Source organism: Microbacterium sp. 77mftsu3.1, from assembly GCF_900100525.1.
GTDB classification, from domain to species: Bacteria; Actinomycetota; Actinomycetes; order Actinomycetales; family Microbacteriaceae; genus Microbacterium; species Microbacterium aquilitoris.
Window position 1 is genome coordinate 546,233 of the sequence record NZ_FNCR01000001.1, and the last position, 15,502, is coordinate 561,734.

Genomic DNA, 15,502 nt, shown 5'->3' on the forward strand with positions numbered 1-15,502 from the left:
GGCCTTGCGTCAGCCGCGCTGCATGAGGCGCTCGGGCGTCGGGTACGGCTCGAACCCGAACTGCTCGTAGAGTCCGTGCGCGTCGGCGGTGACGAGGAGCGTGCGCTTCAGGCCCATCGGCTCGAGCGTGGCGACGACGGCGCCGACGAGCGCTTTGCCGACGGCCTGCCCGCGCGCGGCCGGGTCGACGTAGACGTCGCAGAGCCACGCGAACGTCGCGGAATCGGTGACGACGCGGGCATAGCCGAGGGGCGTCCCGTCGTCGGCCCGGGCGAAGAAGTTCAGGGAGTTCTGCGCGGCGCGCTCGACGACGTCACGGCTGCGGCCGAGCGCCCAGTACGCGCCCTCGGACAGCCAACGGTGCACGACGTCGAGATCGATCTCGGCGAGGTCGGTCGCGACCCTCATGCGCGCGCTCCGCTGGCCGGCCAGGTAACGGATGCCGCCGGCCAGGACGACCTGCGAAGGTCGGCGAGCGCGTCGCGCTGACTCTGGACGGCCTGCAGCGAGTCGGTGCGGAACGCGGTGGCGATGATGACCTCGCGCCAGTACTCGTCCCAGCTGCGGTAGGTGGCGAACGCCTTCTCGGCGAGCGGCTCGAGCAGGGTCCAGGTCTCCTCCGCAGTCAGGTAGCCGGCGACATACGCATAGCGGATGCCGCCGATGCCGCGTTCGATGTCGGCGGCCAGCAGCAGCCGGGCGGGGTGCTCCTCGGTGCCGCGGGCGAGGTCCTGGATGTCGAAGACGGGCATCTCGGTGAGCCCGGCGACGCGCGTCATCATGTGCTCGCCGCCGTCGCTGTGGACGACCTCGGCGAAGCGCTGCGAGTTGAGGCCCATGGCGAGCGTGTCGGCGACGAGCAGCTCGGCGTCGGCCTTGGTGACGATCTTGAACTGCTCGTCGAGGGCGCCGCGCAGCTGCTTGAGCGACGCGACGGGCAGCGAGAACCAGGGCGACCCCTTCTCACCGTCCTGGTGCTTCGTGCGCAGCTCCTGCGGGAGTTCGGCGTACGTGGGAGTGAACGCGAGCGACCCGTTCCAGCCGCGGGCGGCGAAGTCACTGGCGCAGTCGAGCGCGAGGATCTGCTGCTGCCGCGTAGTGAGCGGCTGTCGACCGGATGCCGCGATGTAGGCGAGCTGGGCTCGGCGCGGGGCACCGGCATCCCGGCGCGCCAGGATGATCGAGGCGACGAGGAGACCGACCGCCATGCCGACAGCGAAGGCGAAGAAGTTGACGATGACGTCGTCGACCTGCCACACGAACGAAAGGACGAAGCCCGCGATGCCGAACGGGGCGGCGATGAGGGTGACGGGCAGAGCGCGTCGGCGCATCTCGGCGGGGTCGGCCTTGCGCTTGGCTTCGAGGACGCGGGCGTACCTGCGACGGGACCGGACCGGGTATTCGACGTCACCGGGATGGTTCTGGAGCGCGTTCACGTCAGGGGCCACCGCACCATCCTGGCACCGCAGCGGAGCCGGTCGTGTCAGGGTGCGTCGGCGACGATCTCGGCTTTGGCTCCGGCCGAGTTCTCGAGCCACCCCGCGTAGTTATCGGGGCCGCCGGCGTGCGGGTACCGCTCCTGGTACAGGGGGTGCCAGCCGTGGTCAGGCGCGGCGGCGATGATCGCGTCGACGTCGGCGCGCGATCCGCCGGAGAAGGCGATGTGGTTCACCCCGGGAGCGCGCCGGTCGTGCACGGTCGTCGACAGGTTCGGCGACGTCGTGAGGGTCAGGTAGGCACCGCCCGCTGCCCACGACTCCCCCTCGGTCCATACGCTCTCGCGGGCGAACCCGAGCTCGGAGAGGAGCCATCCCCATTCGGTCTGCGCAGCGGAGAAGTCGGCGACCCAGAGTTCGACGTGATGGAAACCGGCCATGTCGACAGTCTCGGGCATCTCAGGCATCTCAAAAAACTCAGGCAGGAGCGAACGCCGGTGTCGGTGCGTCTTCGCGATACGTTCTGCCGAGGGGTGAGGTCCATTCGAGGACGCCACCCCCGAGTTGTCGCACCCGCCATTTGGTGAACTGCTTCATCGAATGGTGCCGTTGGCAGAGGTGACCGAGGTTGGTGACCTCGGTCTTGCCGCCTAGGGCGTGATCGTGGGTGTGGTCGACCTCGCAGCGGATGGCGGCCATGCGGCATCCGGGGAATCGGCAGTGCTGGTCGCGGGCCTGCAGGTAGCGACGCATCGCGAGCGGCACACGGTACGTGTCGACGGCGAGGACGGTGCCCGAGATCGGGTCGGTGACGAGGCGTTCCCACGATGGGGTGCCGCCGGCGAGGCGCCGGGCGGTGTCGGCGTCGATGGGCGAACGCCCGACGAGGTCGCACGCGGCGTCTTCGCCGGCGAGCGCGGTCGCGGGGACGACGACCTGCACGCGTGCGCGGATCGCGCCGAGCGGGCCGGCGGTCGTGTCGCGGGTGTCGTCGAGCGCGGGCGTTCCCGCGAGCAGCAGGTCGGCGAACACGTCGGCGCGCACCTGATCGGTGGTCCGCTCGTCTGTCGCCATGTCCTCGATACCGCCGCGCTCCTTGCGGGTGTCGATGATCGCGCGGGCCTGCTGGGTGAGCCGGTCGTGGATACCCTCGGCGAGCACTGTGGGCAGGTTCGCGATCAGCTCGGACATGCCGTCCTGGCCGGGCACGATGCGCACGGACCGGCGGGCCGCGGCATCCTGATGCCGGTCGGTGAAGGAGCGCGGGTGCATCCGGTGCGCGAGGATCTCGATCTCGGCGCGCACCCGGTTGGGGGTGTCATGGCGGCACCGCTCGACGGCGATCGCCTCGAACATGGGGCGGACGTCGCCCGGCAGGTTCGCCCCGGCATCCGTGATCACACGGACGTGCGCACGCGTGATGCGACCCAGTTCCCACGCCTTCAGGGCCGCCGGATAGTCCTCCACGATGGTCCGGGCTTCATCGATGCGACGCTGCATGACCCGATCGGATGCCGCGACTGCTCCCCCGAGCTCGGCGGCGATCTCGCGCAGGGCCATGTCACGCTCGTTCGCACTGCCCGCGGCGTTCGCCTCGGCGAGCGCGCTGGCCCGGGCGAGGACCTTCACCTTCACGACCTCGAGGTGCGACAGCAGCCGCTCGACGCTGACCGCGTCGTGCACGACACCGGCGAGCAGCGTCACGTGCTCGTCGATGCTGATGCGGGGCCGTTCGGTCATACCTCCATTGTGGTGAGGGCCTCCGACATCGGTTCCGGCACCGCTTCGACGTCAGGCGGGGATGACGAGCGTGTTCAGCGAGTCCGCCGGCAGGACGACGTCGAGCGCCCGACCGTCGATCATGAAGGTCATCGGCATCTGATCGCCGAGGTCGTTCTGCACGACGATGACGAGGCTGCCGTCGGGGTTCTGGAACACCAGCTGGTTCTCATGGCCGGTGTAGCTGAGCGTCGGGATGCGGCGCGCCCCCGCCCGCACGAAGTGGGAGACGTGCTTGAGCATGAGGTGCTCGTGCGTGAAGGCGTACGAGCCGCTGTCGGGGTCGACGGTCACGAGCGAGTTCTGCGCCCAGCCCCAGCGGCTCACCCCGCCCTCGAGCAGCGACATGTTCCAGTACATGTAGGCGGTCGCCCCGTGGAACAGGAAGTGCTTCATGAGCGACCAGGCGTGGCGGGCGAGGCGCCAGTCGTTGCGGCCGTCGCCGCACTCCTGCTCGGTCTGGTAGATCGCCAGCTCCGGGTGGTGTCGGTGCAGATACGGGACTGCTCCCTTGCCCGCCCACTGGGCGCCGATGCCGCGGATGAAACCGGCGGCAGTCTCGTCGGTGAGCACCCGCTCGACGAGACCGTCGTCGGCGCGTTCGAGCGTGCCGAGGAAGACATCGACGCCGCGGGCGGCCATCGCGGGACCGAGGTGGCGGATGAACGAGGCGAGTCCTTCGGGGGTCCAGGTGCAGCTCGGGAAGATCTGCGCGGAGTTGAACTCGTTCTGCGGCATCACCATCGTGATAGGGATACCGAGTTCGGCATATGCGTCGACGAACCGCCCGAAATAGGCGGCGTAGGCGGCGAGCGTGTCGTCGTCGAGGCGCATCATGTCGGTGCCCTCGGCGCCGAGCTGGTCGTCGCGGATGCCGTTGTCGACTCCCGCCGCGAGCGGGCTCGCTTTGGCGGCGGCGTAGTGTCCGTTGGTCTTCATCCACGTGGGCGGGCTCCACGGCGAGGCCCACAGGGTGAGTCCGGGCTGATGCCGTTGCGCCGCTTGGATGAAGGGCACGAGCGTCGCGTGGTCGTGCTCGATCGAGAAGTGCTCGAGCACGAGGTCGCCGGGGGTCTCGTCGTAGCTGTACCAGTCGGTCGAGAAGTCGTTGGCCCCGACGGGCATGCGGCACCGGGTGAGGTTCAGACCGGTTCCCGGTTCGAAGAGTTCTCGCATGACGGCATCCCGGTCCTCTTCACTGAGGTGCGCGAGAGAGGTCCAGCCGAGTTCGTTGAACGAGGCGCCGAAGCCCTCGATGGTCTGCTGCGGGTCGTCCGTCTGGACGATGACCGACGGCATGCTCTTGATCTCGCCGAGGGCGGGCGCCTCACGCTCCTGCCAGGGCTGGTCCTGAGTGGTGCTCGTCCAGCGGATGGGTGCGGCCATGTGCTCTCTCCTCTGGGTCGCGTCCGCCTACGGTAGTGCAACCTCCAACGGGCGTTGAACTTTCGCGATTAAGCTGAAGACATGACCTCTTCGACCAGGCGCGGCCCGTATGCGAAGAGCGTTGCGCGTCAGCGCGAGATCCTGGATGCCGCCGGCGATGTGTTCGCCACGCACGGCTACCGGGCGGGGTCGCTGAAGGAGATCGCGGATCGGGTCGGTATCGACGCGTCGACGATCCTGCATCACTTCGCGAACAAGAGCGTCCTGCTGCAGCGGGTGCTCGAGGACCGCGACACCCGGAGCCTCGCCGACGCCGACCCGAACCCGGCCGCGGGACCTGCCGACACCCCCGCCGCGTTCCTGCGCCTCGCGCGGGCGAACGAGAAGATCCCCGGCATCGTCGAGCTGTACACGCTGCTCGCGGCGGAATCGGCGACGCCGGACCACCCCAGCAACGAGTACTTCGTGCTGCGCTATTCGCGGGTGCGTAACGAGTTCACGACCGCGTTCCGCGAGATGGCGGATGCCGGCCTGCTCCGCCCGGGTGTGGACCCCGAGTTCGCGGCCGTATCGACGCTCGCACTGTGGGACGGCGTGCAGGTGCAGTGGATGCACGATCCGGATGCGGTCGACGTCACCGAGACGTTGCGGAAGCACCTGCAGCTGCTCACCACCGTCGACCTGGCCTGACCGCCGGCGCCGCGCGGTAGCGTGATCGAAGGCATCACCGCTCACCTTCCGACCGACGGGGGAACCATGTCCGACGCACCGATGAACCACCCGGCGACGGCTCGCCCGAAGAACACCCTGGCCGTCGCCGCCCTGGTCGTCGGGATCGTCGCGTTCCTCACCGGAATCGTCCCGTGGGCCGGGCTTCTCCTCGGTCTGACGGCGTTCGGCCTCGGGATCTACGCGCTGACGCGCGGCCAGTCGAAGGTGATGGCGCTGGTGGGCGGTTCGCTCGGATCGATCGCCGGGGTCACCGGCTTGATCTCGACGAGCGCCCTCATGATGTGGCTGCTCAGCGGCAACGCCTGACGCACTTCTGCCCGCGGCATCCGCACCGCTACCGTGACCGCATGAGCGACACGGCAGCAGGGTGGTACGACGATGGTTCCGGCACGATGCGGTGGTGGGACGGCACCGCATGGACCGAGCGGACGCAGCCGCCTCCTCCCCCGCAGCCGGGTTTGGGCGGCTTCATCGCGCAGGCGCAGGCCGACGCGGTCGCCGGTGCGCAGCCGCGTCCGGCGCAGGCGGGGATGAGCTACGTCGTGCTGCAGGTGGTGCTGAAGGAGAAGTTCTTCGGCAGCGGTTCTGGCAACCTGACCGAGCTCGAGCGGGCGATCAACGCGCAGGCGTCGCTCGGCTACCGGCTGCACACCATCACGACGGCCTCGTCCGGCAGCACGGGCTTCGGTGGCGGCGACCGGATCCAGGCGACCCTCGTGTTCGAGAAGCTGGTCTGACCCGGCGGCGACGGATGGGGATATCTCCCCATCGCGCCGTTTCGGGCGCGTCCGTAGGCTGGCAGAGTTCGGTACACCGGATCGACGCCGCGCGGTGCGACTGAGGGGGACACCTCGCACCGCACGCGTCGATCGTCCAAGGGGGGACAACGGCCGTCGCCGTCCCGACGTTCTTTCAGAACGAGGGATGCCGCGCGGCGTGTCCCTGGGGAGGGCCACGCCGCGCCGGCCTCACCATCTGCGCATTCGACCCCCACCCGAAACACACCTCGGGCAGGATGTCTCGCGTGACATCTGATCGACCGAATTCGGAGGAGAGCGCGTCGGCGAGCTTCATCCGCGCGCGCCGCGCCGCGTTGGCTCCGGATGCCGTCGGCACCTCTCCGATGCGCTCCCACCCCGACGAGGTCGTGACGGTCATCACCGACGCGATCGCCGACCTCGGCTGAACCGCCCCACCCACATAAAGGAGACACGACCATGCCCTTCATCACCACCGACGACGGCGCCGAGATCTACTTCAAGGACTGGGGCGACAAGGACGCCCAGCCCATCGTCTTCCACCACGGATGGCCGCTCTCGTCCGACGACTGGGACGCGCAGATGCTGTACTTCCTCGGCAGGGGGTTCCGCGTGATCGCGAGCGACCGTCGGGGACACGGGCGGTCGTCGCAGATCGCGACGGGTCACGACATGGACCACTACGCGAGCGATGTGAGCGCGGTCGTCGAGCACCTCGACCTGCGGAACGCCGTGCACATCGGGCACTCGACGGGTGGCGGTCAGGTCGCGCGGTACGTCGCGAAGTACGGCGAGCCGCAGGGCCGGGTGGCGAAGGCGGTGCTGGTCGCGGCCGTGCCGCCGCTCATGCTCCAGACCGACTGGAACACCGAGGGCACTCCCCTGTCGGTGTTCGATGGGTTCCGCGAGGCGCTCGCGGCGAACCGTGCCGAGTTCTTCGAGGCCGTGGCATCCGGTCCGTTCTACGGCTTCAACCGCGACGGAGTCGAGCCGTCGCAGCCGGTGATCGACAACTGGTGGCGGCAGGGCATGACGGGCAGCGCGCTCGCTCACTACGAGGGCATCAAGGCGTTCAGTGAGACGGATCAGCGCGAAGATCTGGCGGCGATCACGGTGCCGGTGTTCGTGATCCAAGGCGACGACGATCAGGTGGTGCCGTACAAGGCGGCGGCGCTGCAGCAGGCCGAGATGCTGCAGAACTCGACGCTGAAGATCTACGAGGGCTACCCGCACGGCATGCTGACGACGCATGCCGATGTGCTGAACCCCGACATCCTGGCGTTCATCCAGAGCTGACGGATGCCGCGCGGCGTGGCCCCGGGTGGGTCACGCCGCGCGCGTCTGCGGCGGCCGGTCAGGTGCCGCTGTGGATGAGCCTGACCTCGACGCCGCCGTCGCCGCGGATGGCGGGATTCGTCGCCGCGATCGCGAGTGCTGCGTCCTCGTCGTCCGCCTCGATCACGTACACACCGGCGACGACCTGGGCGGAGTCGACGAACGGGCCGTCGCTCACGCCGTCGACGCGGACGGATCGGGCGAGCGCGCGCGGCGTGAACGCGTAGGCGGCGCGCAATGCTCCCGACTGAGCGAGCTCGTCACCGTGCGCGTTGGGCTCGGCGAGTTGCTGGTACGACGCATCGAGCGCGTGCGCGGAGTCGTCGGCGTAGATCAGGACGGCGTACTGCGGCATGGCGGCATCCTTTCCGTGGCGGCGCTCAGCCGAGCTTCACCATCTCGACGCTGCGGTCCCACAGTTCGCGCGCGAGCTGCTCGTCGGTGGCGAGCTTGTGCGTCTTCGTGACGCGATCGTTCTCGTAGTAGGCGCCGGGCAGCCAGTCGGTGCCGGGGGTTCCGTCGGCGAGGAACACGAGGCGCTTGCCGCCCTCGTCGGTCGTCGTCAGCAGTCGCTTGGCGAGGGGGTTGTGGTACATGAACCGGAACGGTCCGGTCAGGTTGCCCGCGAAGCCGGTCGCGACGACGCCGGGGTGGAACGCTCCGGCCGAGATGCCCTCGCTTCCCCACCGGCGCTGCAGTTCGCGGGTGAAGAGGATGTTCGACAGCTTGGCGTTGCCGTAGGCGACGCGTCCGGAGTAGCGGCGCGCAGCGTTGAGGTCGTTGATGTCGAACCGCGAGAAGATGCGGGCCGCAGCACTGGCGGTCTGGATGATGGATGCCTCGCTCTCGACCAGCCGCTCACGCAGAAGGTTCGTCAGCAGGAACGGGCCGAGGTGGTTCACCTGGAACGTCTGCTCGAACCCGTCGGTGGTGAGCTTGCGAGGACCGAAGATGCCGCCGGCGTTGTTCGCGAGCACGTCGATGCGCGGGTACGCCGCGAGCAGTTCGTCCGCGAGCCGGCGCACCTGCGCCAGGTCGGAGAAGTCGGCGAGGTGGTGCGGCATCCCGACGTCATTCGCAACGGCGCGGGTCTTCTCGGGTGAGCGTCCGACGAGGACGACCTGGTGGCCGCGGGCGACGAGCTGACGGGATGCCGCGGCTCCGATACCGTCGCTGGCGCCGGTGATGACGATTGTTCGCATGACGTGAGTGTCACACCCTTCGCTATGCCCACGGCGGCTCTTGACGATGAGCGCCAGCTGTGGCCGGGGAGCGCGCTAGCCCTCCAGCCGCCGCAACCGCAGTCGCGCCATGTCCTGCGCGCGGGGTCCGGACCCGAGCGCGCGCTCGGTCACACGCAGGATGAGGCGGGTCGCCGTCTTCACCGGTAGCCACGAGCGGTGCAGGCCCAGCATCCGCCTGATCCGCGGCGGGAAGGTCGCAACCGCGGCGGCGAACAGCACGCGGTAGGCGACGCCCATGAGCCCGGTGAACGGCGGCTTCTTGAGGAACCGCACGACGTCGTCGACGCGCTCGTCGCGGCGCAACTCGCCGCGGTCGAGGAAACCGTCGATCTCGGCGCGGAGGGCGGCCTCGGTGAGCGGCGGATCGGGCACGCGCATGAGACGACCGGCGGTCGCCCAGTCGGCGACGTACGCATCGGGCCCGCCGGGGATCGAGCCGCCGTACGCCTCGTGGCTGCGCAGGAACGCGTCGGTGAAGGCGAGGTGCACCCAGCGCACGAGGTCGGTGGCTTCGGCGGTGTACGTCCGCGCGGAACCGTCGCCGGCGACGTACTCGCCCTGCACGCGCTGGTGGAAGCGCCCGACGCGGGCGGTCTCGGCATCCGCTTGCGTCGTCGATCCGTAGGTGAGCGTGATGACCCAGCGGACGGTGCCGGTGAGGCGCCCGATCGGGTCGTCGCGGTAGCGCGACCAGTCGTGCACGCCGGCGAGGGCGCCCGGATGCAGGGCCTGAAGGAGAAGGGCACGGATGCCGGCGACCAGGGTGCCCATGCCCGCGTGAACGGTCCACGCCGGGCCGTTCTCGGCGAAGTATCCGGTGTCGTCGCCGTCAGCGAGCGCGCGGACGTACGGCGCCATCCCGGTGGGGTCACCGGCGAGGGCGGTGAGCAGCCGGGCGCGGAGCTGGCTCACGAACGGCGGGGCGGAGGACGTCACGGATTCAAGCGTGCCACCGGTGCAGTGAGGCAGGGTCGGTTCGCGCTTCTCAATCGGCCGAGGCAAATGCGGCGGGACAAGTGTCGCTCGGTGGCTCCCCCAGACGGCCGATGTGACCCCGCGTCTCGCGCGTCTAGTCACCGCAGTCCCGCGAACTGGACCCGACGAAGCGTACCCACCAACAGGGCTGCGGCAATTTACCCGCAGGCTTGCGATAGCCGCGAAGGCCCCGCAGGAATATACGGCTGTTGCTCCGAGCGGTTGGGCAATTGGCGCGCAGGCGGTTCTGGCGTCACACCTGGGCAGTCACCGCCGAGATCGCATCAGGCTCGCCCCAGCAACGACGAGACCCACAATGACGAGAAAAACGCCAACCCAGCCCCCCGGTACGTTCTCCGTGTCGTCGTCTTGAGTTTCGGAACCCGCCGAACTTGCCCAGTCGACCAACCCGACCACTGCCGTCACAGCTAGGCTCACTCCGCCCATGACGGCCACCGGCGCCAACTCTTCGGCTGGTATGCCTCCGGATAACGCGAAGGTCAAGTTCACGAATCCGGCCGTGACACCGATCAAGAGCACCACTAGAGCTAAGAAACGCACGCGCCGGCCGAGGTCGTGGAGCGCCGGGATATAGCAAGTGAGAACGATAGCTGGCAGCGTGGTCAACAACGGGCTCGCCCATTTTGGTGCCGAACCCGCCCCGTTGATGAGCCAGAATGCGAGCGTAAAGCTGATGATTGTCGCAAGCAGGGCCGCCACAATCCACCCGACAGCGATCTTGTTACTCCTAGAAATAGCCATGCGCAGTTCCCCCCCCCCGACGCTCTGGACCGATTCCCCACGTTGGAACCGACCCTTTGAAACACACCCTTTCACGTTCGCGCGTCGACCCGTCCGATAGACGGACCACGGCGCTGGGTACCGCTTCTCACCCGTAAACCCGCCTGAGCACCACCCGCTGCCCCAGCGTCCACGTCACCGTCGTCAGCAGGTAGATCCCCGCCGCGAGCGGCACGAACACCGCGACGACTGCGGTCATGAACTGCAGCGCCCCGAGCATCGCCACCGGAACCCCCGGCACTCCCTCCACCGGCGTGATCCGAAAGGCTCGCCGCGTGATCTCCCCCACTGCCGCGATCGCGAGGACGAGGCATCCGATCACGAGCCAGGCCGCGGGGTCGGCGGTTCCGGTGGTGGCGGCGTGGAGCAGGCTCGTGCCGAGCGGGACGCCGAGCAGGGTCTGCGACAGCAGCTCGTTGGTGTGCCCGGCGAGGTTCGGGTGGATGAACACGGAGTACAGCAGGCCGACGATCGGCGCCTGGATGAGGATCGGCAGGCAGCTGGCGAACGGCGACACGTTTTCCGAGCGGTAGAGCTCCATGGTTTCGCGTTGCAGGCGTTCCCGGTCGCCGCGGTAGCGGGTCTGGAGTTCGCGCAGTCGCGGCGCGAGGCGGATGCGCGCCTGGTCGGCTTTGGCTTGGGCGATGCCGGCGGGGATGAGCGCCGCCCGCACTACGAGGGTCACGAGCACGATGGCGAGGGCGCCCGCGAACGCTCCCGTCCACGGGGTGAGGAGCGAGGTCAGGCCCAGGAGGCCGCGGGAGGTGAGGTCGAACAGGGTGGAGATGACAGGCAGGGTGGTGATGTCCACGAGGGTTCCTTTCGTCGGAGCGATCAGGGTCGGCTGATCGGCCGCGAACGGATGCCGGGTCACACGGTGCCCAGACGGTTCGACGCTACGCGGCCGCAGACACCTGGCCGGGCCCACGACGGCGGATATGTCCCGGCGCATCAGGATCGCTCTGCGCGAGCGGCGCGGTGAGCTCGATGCGGCGAGTGGGGTGCGGGGTGGAACCGCGACTGGCCGCGTGGAGCACAGTCGCGATGAGCGCGAGTGTGAGGACGGCGAGTGTGAGCAGTGCGATGGTGAAGGCCGAGCCGCTCGTGAACGGGTCGACGGCGAGCAGCCCGAGGACCTCGAGGACGACATGCAAGAAGCCGTGGATCATGCTCGCCTCCCCTGCTCGTCGCGCCGTGTGAATGTCAGGCTAACGGATGCCGCGGCTTAACCAGGGAAGCTCTGACCAGCGGATCGTCTGTGACGAAGTCACCTACGCAGCAAGAGCCTGTGGATGAAGGCCCCGGGCCGGGCTCGGAGCGTTGTTGCGCCACCTACTCTCCCTCGCATTGTCCATCGATGAGTGCATCAGAGCGCGCCCGTCGCAAGCTCGGTAGGAGCCCAGACCTTCATCCGAGATGGTCAACACCATGCTCTCGAGGTCGCCGCTGACCTCCGATTCCGACCAGGACGTCGGCGGTAGCACCGCCGGTCCGCGCACCGGCGCAGGGGACGTCGGTTCCGCAGCTGGTCCTGCCGCGCGTTCAAGTTTGGCGCGCGCCTTGAACTCGTGCGACACCAGCTTAGGCAACCGGGAGGAGAGGTATTGGGCGGTTCAAACGCCTATTGACGTTCGCTAGCCGATAGTTTGGCGGCTAGAACCGCAAGGTGATTGGGGGTGGGCCGCGGTGTCAACGACGCTCGAGGCGGACACATTCGATGATCTCCTCCACATGGTGTTTGAACGTCTTATCGCCGCCGGTCAGCGTATCCGTCCTTCGAGGGGTCCGGCGCTGGAGGAGACCGCAGTATTGCTGCGTCTAACCAATCCTCGCGCACGGCTTAGCCGTAGTGCTGGACGTTCCACGGTCGTCAGCGCGCTAGGAGAGCTGTGTTGGTACCTCCACGGCAGCGATGATGTAACTCATGTTGCCTACTACGTCCCGCAGTACCGGCGGGAGGCGGTCGATGGGCGGCTGATTGGCGCCTACGGCCCTCGGCTATTCGGAGCAGCCGGCGAGGGGCAGCTTCACCGAGTGATCGAGATATTGAAGCGCAAGCCGGACAGCCGCCAAGCAGTGGTGCAGCTATTCGACGCCGACGACCTGAGCCGGACGAAGGACGTGCCGTGCACCTGCACGCTGCAGTTCTTGCTGAGGGGTGGCCGGTTGGAGCTGGTTGTGCACATGCGTTCGAACGACGCCTTTCTCGGCTTACCCCACGATCTGTTCGCCTTCACGATGCTCCAGGAACTCGTGGCGCGTAGCCTCGCTGCAGAGCTCGGCACGTACTCTCATTTCGTCGGCAGTCTGCACCTGTACGACGAGCGGCGAGCAGAGGTCGACGCCTACCTCAGCGAGGGCTGGTTTGCTCAAAGTACGGCTGTCATGCCGTCGATGCCTGTTGGGGACCCGTGGGCTGCGGTAACTGAGTTGCTCGAGACGGAGCGGCAGATTCGATTGACTCCGGCCGACGGGTATGAGGCCGAGGGATTGGCGGACGGCTATTGGGGCGACTTGGCAAAGTTGCTCGCCGCGTTCCGCCTACGGCGGCGCCCGGAGCGACTCCCGGCTATCGCCGCGTCCCTGGCGAGTCCGTTCTACGGCATCTACGTGACCGATCGAATCCATAAAGGGGGAGCAACATCTTGAGGGCGAACTACGCGGCCGCGGCAGTCAGGATTGGCGCGGGTCTGGCCGCCTACGAGGCGACCAACGGCCCCCTGTTAGGGATAGTCGCCGACGAGGCGAGGGAGACCTTGATCGAGCAGATCATCGACTCGGAGCAGCGCGTGCGCTACTTCCAGCACCTCCAGTCCCGCGCGCTCGATCCTGCGAGCGCTGATCCCGCGGGTGTTGCCTTCGACCCTTTGAAGGCTGCGATCATTCACCGCTCCGCAGGGAACTATGACGAGGCTGTTTGGATGGTGTTTTTGTTCGTCCACTTCGGTCACCACCGGACTGCTGGCTGGCAATACGCTCGCGACGTCTATGGCAGGCTCGGGGACGGACAGCGGTGGACGTGGACGGAGACAGCCGGGGATCCGACCTCATTCCGGCTGTGGCTCGCGGCGCATCAGGATGCGATCCGGGCGGGCACCGGTCGCTTCGGAAACCACCGCAAGTACGAGAGCCTGGATGCATGGTCGGATGGAGGCACCGGCGCCGCCGTGCAGTCCTATGTCGAGTGGGTGCTAGAGGCGGGCGGCGATCACGAAGAGCGATTCGCGGGTCTCTCTCAACTGGATCCGGAGGCGCGGTTCGATGCGCTATTTCGACAGCTACGTGCGGTTCGGCGCTTCGGCAGGGTCGCCCGCTTCGATTATCTGACCACGCTGCAGAGGCTCGGATTACTGGAGGTGCGGCCTCCGCACTCCTATCTGGTGCCCAATGGTGGCCCCTTACGCGGCGCATGCTTGCTTATCAACGGCGATCCGAATGTCGGTAGCGCGCGAGATATGCAGCGGGCGCTTGTGCAGATCGGTGGCGTGGCGGGTATTGCGCCGGATGTGTTTGAGGATGCGGCCTGCAACTGGCAGAAGAGTCCTATCGTCTACGAGAGGTTCTCAGGGTAACGCCGTCCCACCGGTAGCGCCGTTTGAGCCGATTGAGCTGGTGGTGCCCGATGACACCGGCGTGCTGGAGCTGGCCGACGATTATTCCAGCGGCGATGCCGGCTTGAGAGGCGGCAGCTATGACAGCTCGCATCGTCGGGTTACCAGAGCGATCGTTCGACAGAGCCGCGACGACCCCACTGGCGAGTGCGTGGGCCGCAAACTCGTTGGCTTCGTGTTCTGAACTACCCTCGGATGGGCCGTCTAGATCATCGATCACAGGTTCCCGCACGTCGTGTAGCAGCAGGTGGCCAAGCTCGTGGAATAGCGAGAACCAGAAGTGGTCATCGGCCAAGTGCCTCACGCTAAGCACGACTGCGGATCCACCGGATCGCGTGCGGAATGCGGCGCCGCTGATAGGGCAGCCTTTTGGCGCGCGCACGATCACGGCTGCAACGCCAGCGGCCCCGAGGAGGCTCTGCAATTCGGGGATGAACCGCTCAGGATCTGGCTGGCGGCTGAGGGCGCGCAAGGCCGGGATCGCGCCGCGCACCTTCGCGCGGTCCCATGTCTGCACAGGTAGTGCCTCGGCCTGGATCTCCGCCTGCCGTAACCAGGCCGCCACGGCCGCCTCATCGGACTCGAACGTCTCCGAGGCGCGATACTTTGCCTGCTCGACGGCCGCGCCGTAACGGGTGTTCCAGTCTTCGGCGTCGACGACGTCGAAGAACGCCGAGCAGGCAGCGACGCGATCGCGCCAATCGCGGCCCGGCGCATCGATCCAGCCGAAGTCGACCATCTGATCGAGTGGCATTCGCTGGAAGATGTCATCCAGACGTAGCGCGTGAAGCCCATCACGATATCTCTGCTCCCGAGTGAGCCAGAAGTCGCGGGACCCGCCGAGGGCCGCCGCGAGCTGACCAGCGAGATCAGCGCTGATTGCGCGTTCACCGACCACGATTCGCCGTACCTCGGGGTCGGGCAAGTTGAGCCGGTCGGCGAGATCTTCAACCGACCACAGTCGCCGTTGTAGCGCAGTGCGAATGGTTTCGCCGGGCGCGGAGACCCAGCGCGGCTCGAAGGAGATGTTCGTCAGGATGCACCACCTATCTTGTCTATCGAGACTAGCTGGACTCGGGTGACCCTAGACAGATCGACTCGGTCGCTTCGGATGAGGACCCGCGCAGCGTCCACAAGGCAGGTGATCGTGACACCTCCGCCGGTATCGAAGGTCACTGTGCCAGCGTCATAGCCGATGTCGTATAGGAACCGGAGATCCTCGAGTGAGCCGGCCGCAACGAGATCCTCCAGGGCGTGCTTGGCCGCCTCGATTGCGCTCGCGTACTTATCGCTGGGCGATGGCTCGGTCCAGTATGCGCGCAAGGCCGGAGACAGAAAGCTCAGTTCCATATCCACCCGCTCGCCACGATGAGCCCGCACCGCATAGGAGGCTCATACTGCCCCCGGGCATCGTATCCGCTCCGTCCCCAGCAATGCTCGAACGG

Annotated in this window: 20 protein-coding genes; 7 read left to right on the top strand and 13 right to left on the bottom strand. The window is 67.6% G+C overall.

From position 1 onward, the window contains the following. Positions 1-9: 9 nt before the first annotated feature. Genes BLR68_RS02805 through BLR68_RS02825 form a run of 5 tightly spaced genes read right to left on the bottom strand, consistent with a single transcriptional unit; the run spans position 10 to position 4,601 of the window. A complete protein-coding gene (locus BLR68_RS02805) occupies positions 10-408 on the bottom strand; it encodes a GNAT family N-acetyltransferase (protein WP_018188515.1) in 399 nt (132 codons plus the stop codon). Then, a complete protein-coding gene (locus BLR68_RS02810) occupies positions 405-1,448 on the bottom strand; it encodes a DUF1266 domain-containing protein (protein ID WP_018188516.1) in 1,044 nt (347 codons plus the stop codon). Before BLR68_RS02810 ends, BLR68_RS02805 begins: the two co-directional genes overlap by 4 nt. 35 nt (positions 1,449-1,483) lie before the next feature. Next, on the bottom strand, positions 1,484-1,876 hold the full coding sequence (locus BLR68_RS02815; protein ID WP_026303012.1) for a VOC family protein: 393 nt from the start codon (positions 1,874-1,876) through the stop codon (positions 1,484-1,486). Positions 1,877-1,913: 37 nt separating this feature from the next. Beyond that, positions 1,914-3,176, bottom strand: coding sequence for an HNH endonuclease signature motif containing protein (locus tag BLR68_RS02820; RefSeq protein WP_018188518.1), 1,263 nt, complete (start codon positions 3,174-3,176; stop codon positions 1,914-1,916). A gap of 51 nt (positions 3,177-3,227) precedes the next feature. Next, the gene (locus BLR68_RS02825; protein ID WP_018188519.1) at positions 3,228-4,601 is read right to left on the bottom strand and encodes a glycoside hydrolase family 30 protein; all 1,374 of its coding nucleotides are present in this window, start codon (positions 4,599-4,601) and stop codon (positions 3,228-3,230) included. Between the two features lie 81 nt (positions 4,602-4,682). On the opposite strand from BLR68_RS02825, the gene BLR68_RS02830 reads away from it, so the two are divergent. The 5 genes from BLR68_RS02830 to BLR68_RS02845 all read left to right on the top strand — a co-directional run bounded on the left by BLR68_RS02830 (position 4,683) and on the right by BLR68_RS02845 (position 7,387). After that, positions 4,683-5,291, top strand: a complete 609-nt coding sequence (locus BLR68_RS02830; RefSeq protein WP_018188520.1) for a TetR/AcrR family transcriptional regulator — start codon at positions 4,683-4,685, stop codon at positions 5,289-5,291. Positions 5,292-5,357: 66 nt separating this feature from the next. Beyond that, positions 5,358-5,639, top strand: coding sequence for a hypothetical protein (locus BLR68_RS02835; RefSeq protein ID WP_176770664.1), 282 nt, complete (start codon positions 5,358-5,360; stop codon positions 5,637-5,639). A gap of 41 nt (positions 5,640-5,680) precedes the next feature. Next, positions 5,681-6,070, top strand: coding sequence for a DUF2510 domain-containing protein (locus BLR68_RS02840; RefSeq protein WP_018188522.1), 390 nt, complete (start codon positions 5,681-5,683; stop codon positions 6,068-6,070). Between the two features lie 287 nt (positions 6,071-6,357). Next, on the top strand, positions 6,358-6,519 hold the full coding sequence (locus BLR68_RS17920) for a hypothetical protein (protein ID WP_018188523.1): 162 nt from the start codon (positions 6,358-6,360) through the stop codon (positions 6,517-6,519). A gap of 31 nt (positions 6,520-6,550) precedes the next feature. Beyond that, the gene (locus BLR68_RS02845) at positions 6,551-7,387 is read left to right on the top strand and encodes an alpha/beta fold hydrolase (protein ID WP_018188524.1); all 837 of its coding nucleotides are present in this window, start codon (positions 6,551-6,553) and stop codon (positions 7,385-7,387) included. A gap of 58 nt (positions 7,388-7,445) precedes the next feature. Here the strand turns inward: BLR68_RS02845 and BLR68_RS02850 are convergent, their stop codons facing one another. The 6 genes from BLR68_RS02850 to BLR68_RS02875 form a co-directional block, all read right to left on the bottom strand. Beyond that, positions 7,446-7,781, bottom strand: a complete 336-nt coding sequence (locus BLR68_RS02850; protein ID WP_018188525.1) for a YciI family protein — start codon at positions 7,779-7,781, stop codon at positions 7,446-7,448. 25 nt (positions 7,782-7,806) lie between these two features. Further along, positions 7,807-8,628: an SDR family NAD(P)-dependent oxidoreductase gene (locus BLR68_RS02855; RefSeq protein WP_018188526.1), complete on the bottom strand. Its 822-nt coding sequence runs from the start codon at positions 8,626-8,628 to the stop codon at positions 7,807-7,809. A 75-nt stretch (positions 8,629-8,703) separates the two neighbouring features. Further along, positions 8,704-9,606 (bottom strand): oxygenase MpaB family protein, encoded by a 903-nt coding sequence (locus BLR68_RS02860; RefSeq protein ID WP_018188527.1) that lies wholly within the window; start codon positions 9,604-9,606, stop codon positions 8,704-8,706. A 306-nt stretch (positions 9,607-9,912) separates the two neighbouring features. Then, positions 9,913-10,407: a hypothetical protein gene (locus BLR68_RS02865; RefSeq protein ID WP_018188528.1), complete on the bottom strand. Its 495-nt coding sequence runs from the start codon at positions 10,405-10,407 to the stop codon at positions 9,913-9,915. 127 nt (positions 10,408-10,534) lie between these two features. Continuing rightward, entirely contained in the window at positions 10,535-11,257 is a 723-nt protein-coding gene (locus BLR68_RS02870) for a YidC/Oxa1 family membrane protein insertase (protein WP_026303014.1), read from the bottom strand. Between the two features lie 85 nt (positions 11,258-11,342). Continuing rightward, positions 11,343-11,615: a DUF6412 domain-containing protein gene (locus BLR68_RS02875; RefSeq protein WP_018188530.1), complete on the bottom strand. Its 273-nt coding sequence runs from the start codon at positions 11,613-11,615 to the stop codon at positions 11,343-11,345. Positions 11,616-12,132: 517 nt separating this feature from the next. Here BLR68_RS02875 and BLR68_RS02880 point away from each other — a divergent pair. Next, positions 12,133-13,095 carry a thymidylate synthase gene (locus BLR68_RS02880; RefSeq protein WP_081626475.1) on the top strand — a complete coding sequence of 321 codons (963 nt, stop codon included), beginning with the start codon at positions 12,133-12,135 and terminating at the stop codon, positions 13,093-13,095. Next, positions 13,092-14,018: an alpha-glutamyl/putrescinyl thymine pyrophosphorylase clade 3 protein gene (locus BLR68_RS02885; RefSeq protein ID WP_018188532.1), complete on the top strand. Its 927-nt coding sequence runs from the start codon at positions 13,092-13,094 to the stop codon at positions 14,016-14,018. The genes BLR68_RS02880 and BLR68_RS02885 overlap by 4 nt, the downstream gene beginning before the upstream one ends. On the opposite strand, the gene BLR68_RS02890 is transcribed toward BLR68_RS02885, so the two are convergent. Both BLR68_RS02890 and BLR68_RS02895 read right to left on the bottom strand, forming a co-directional pair. Next, complete coding sequence (locus BLR68_RS02890) at positions 13,990-15,096, bottom strand: ImmA/IrrE family metallo-endopeptidase (RefSeq protein WP_026303015.1); 1,107 nt, start codon at positions 15,094-15,096, stop codon at positions 13,990-13,992. The genes BLR68_RS02885 and BLR68_RS02890 overlap by 29 nt on opposite strands. Continuing rightward, on the bottom strand, positions 15,090-15,413 hold the full coding sequence (locus BLR68_RS02895) for a hypothetical protein (RefSeq protein WP_018188535.1): 324 nt from the start codon (positions 15,411-15,413) through the stop codon (positions 15,090-15,092). Before BLR68_RS02895 ends, BLR68_RS02890 begins: the two co-directional genes overlap by 7 nt. Positions 15,414-15,502 lie beyond the last annotated feature (89 nt).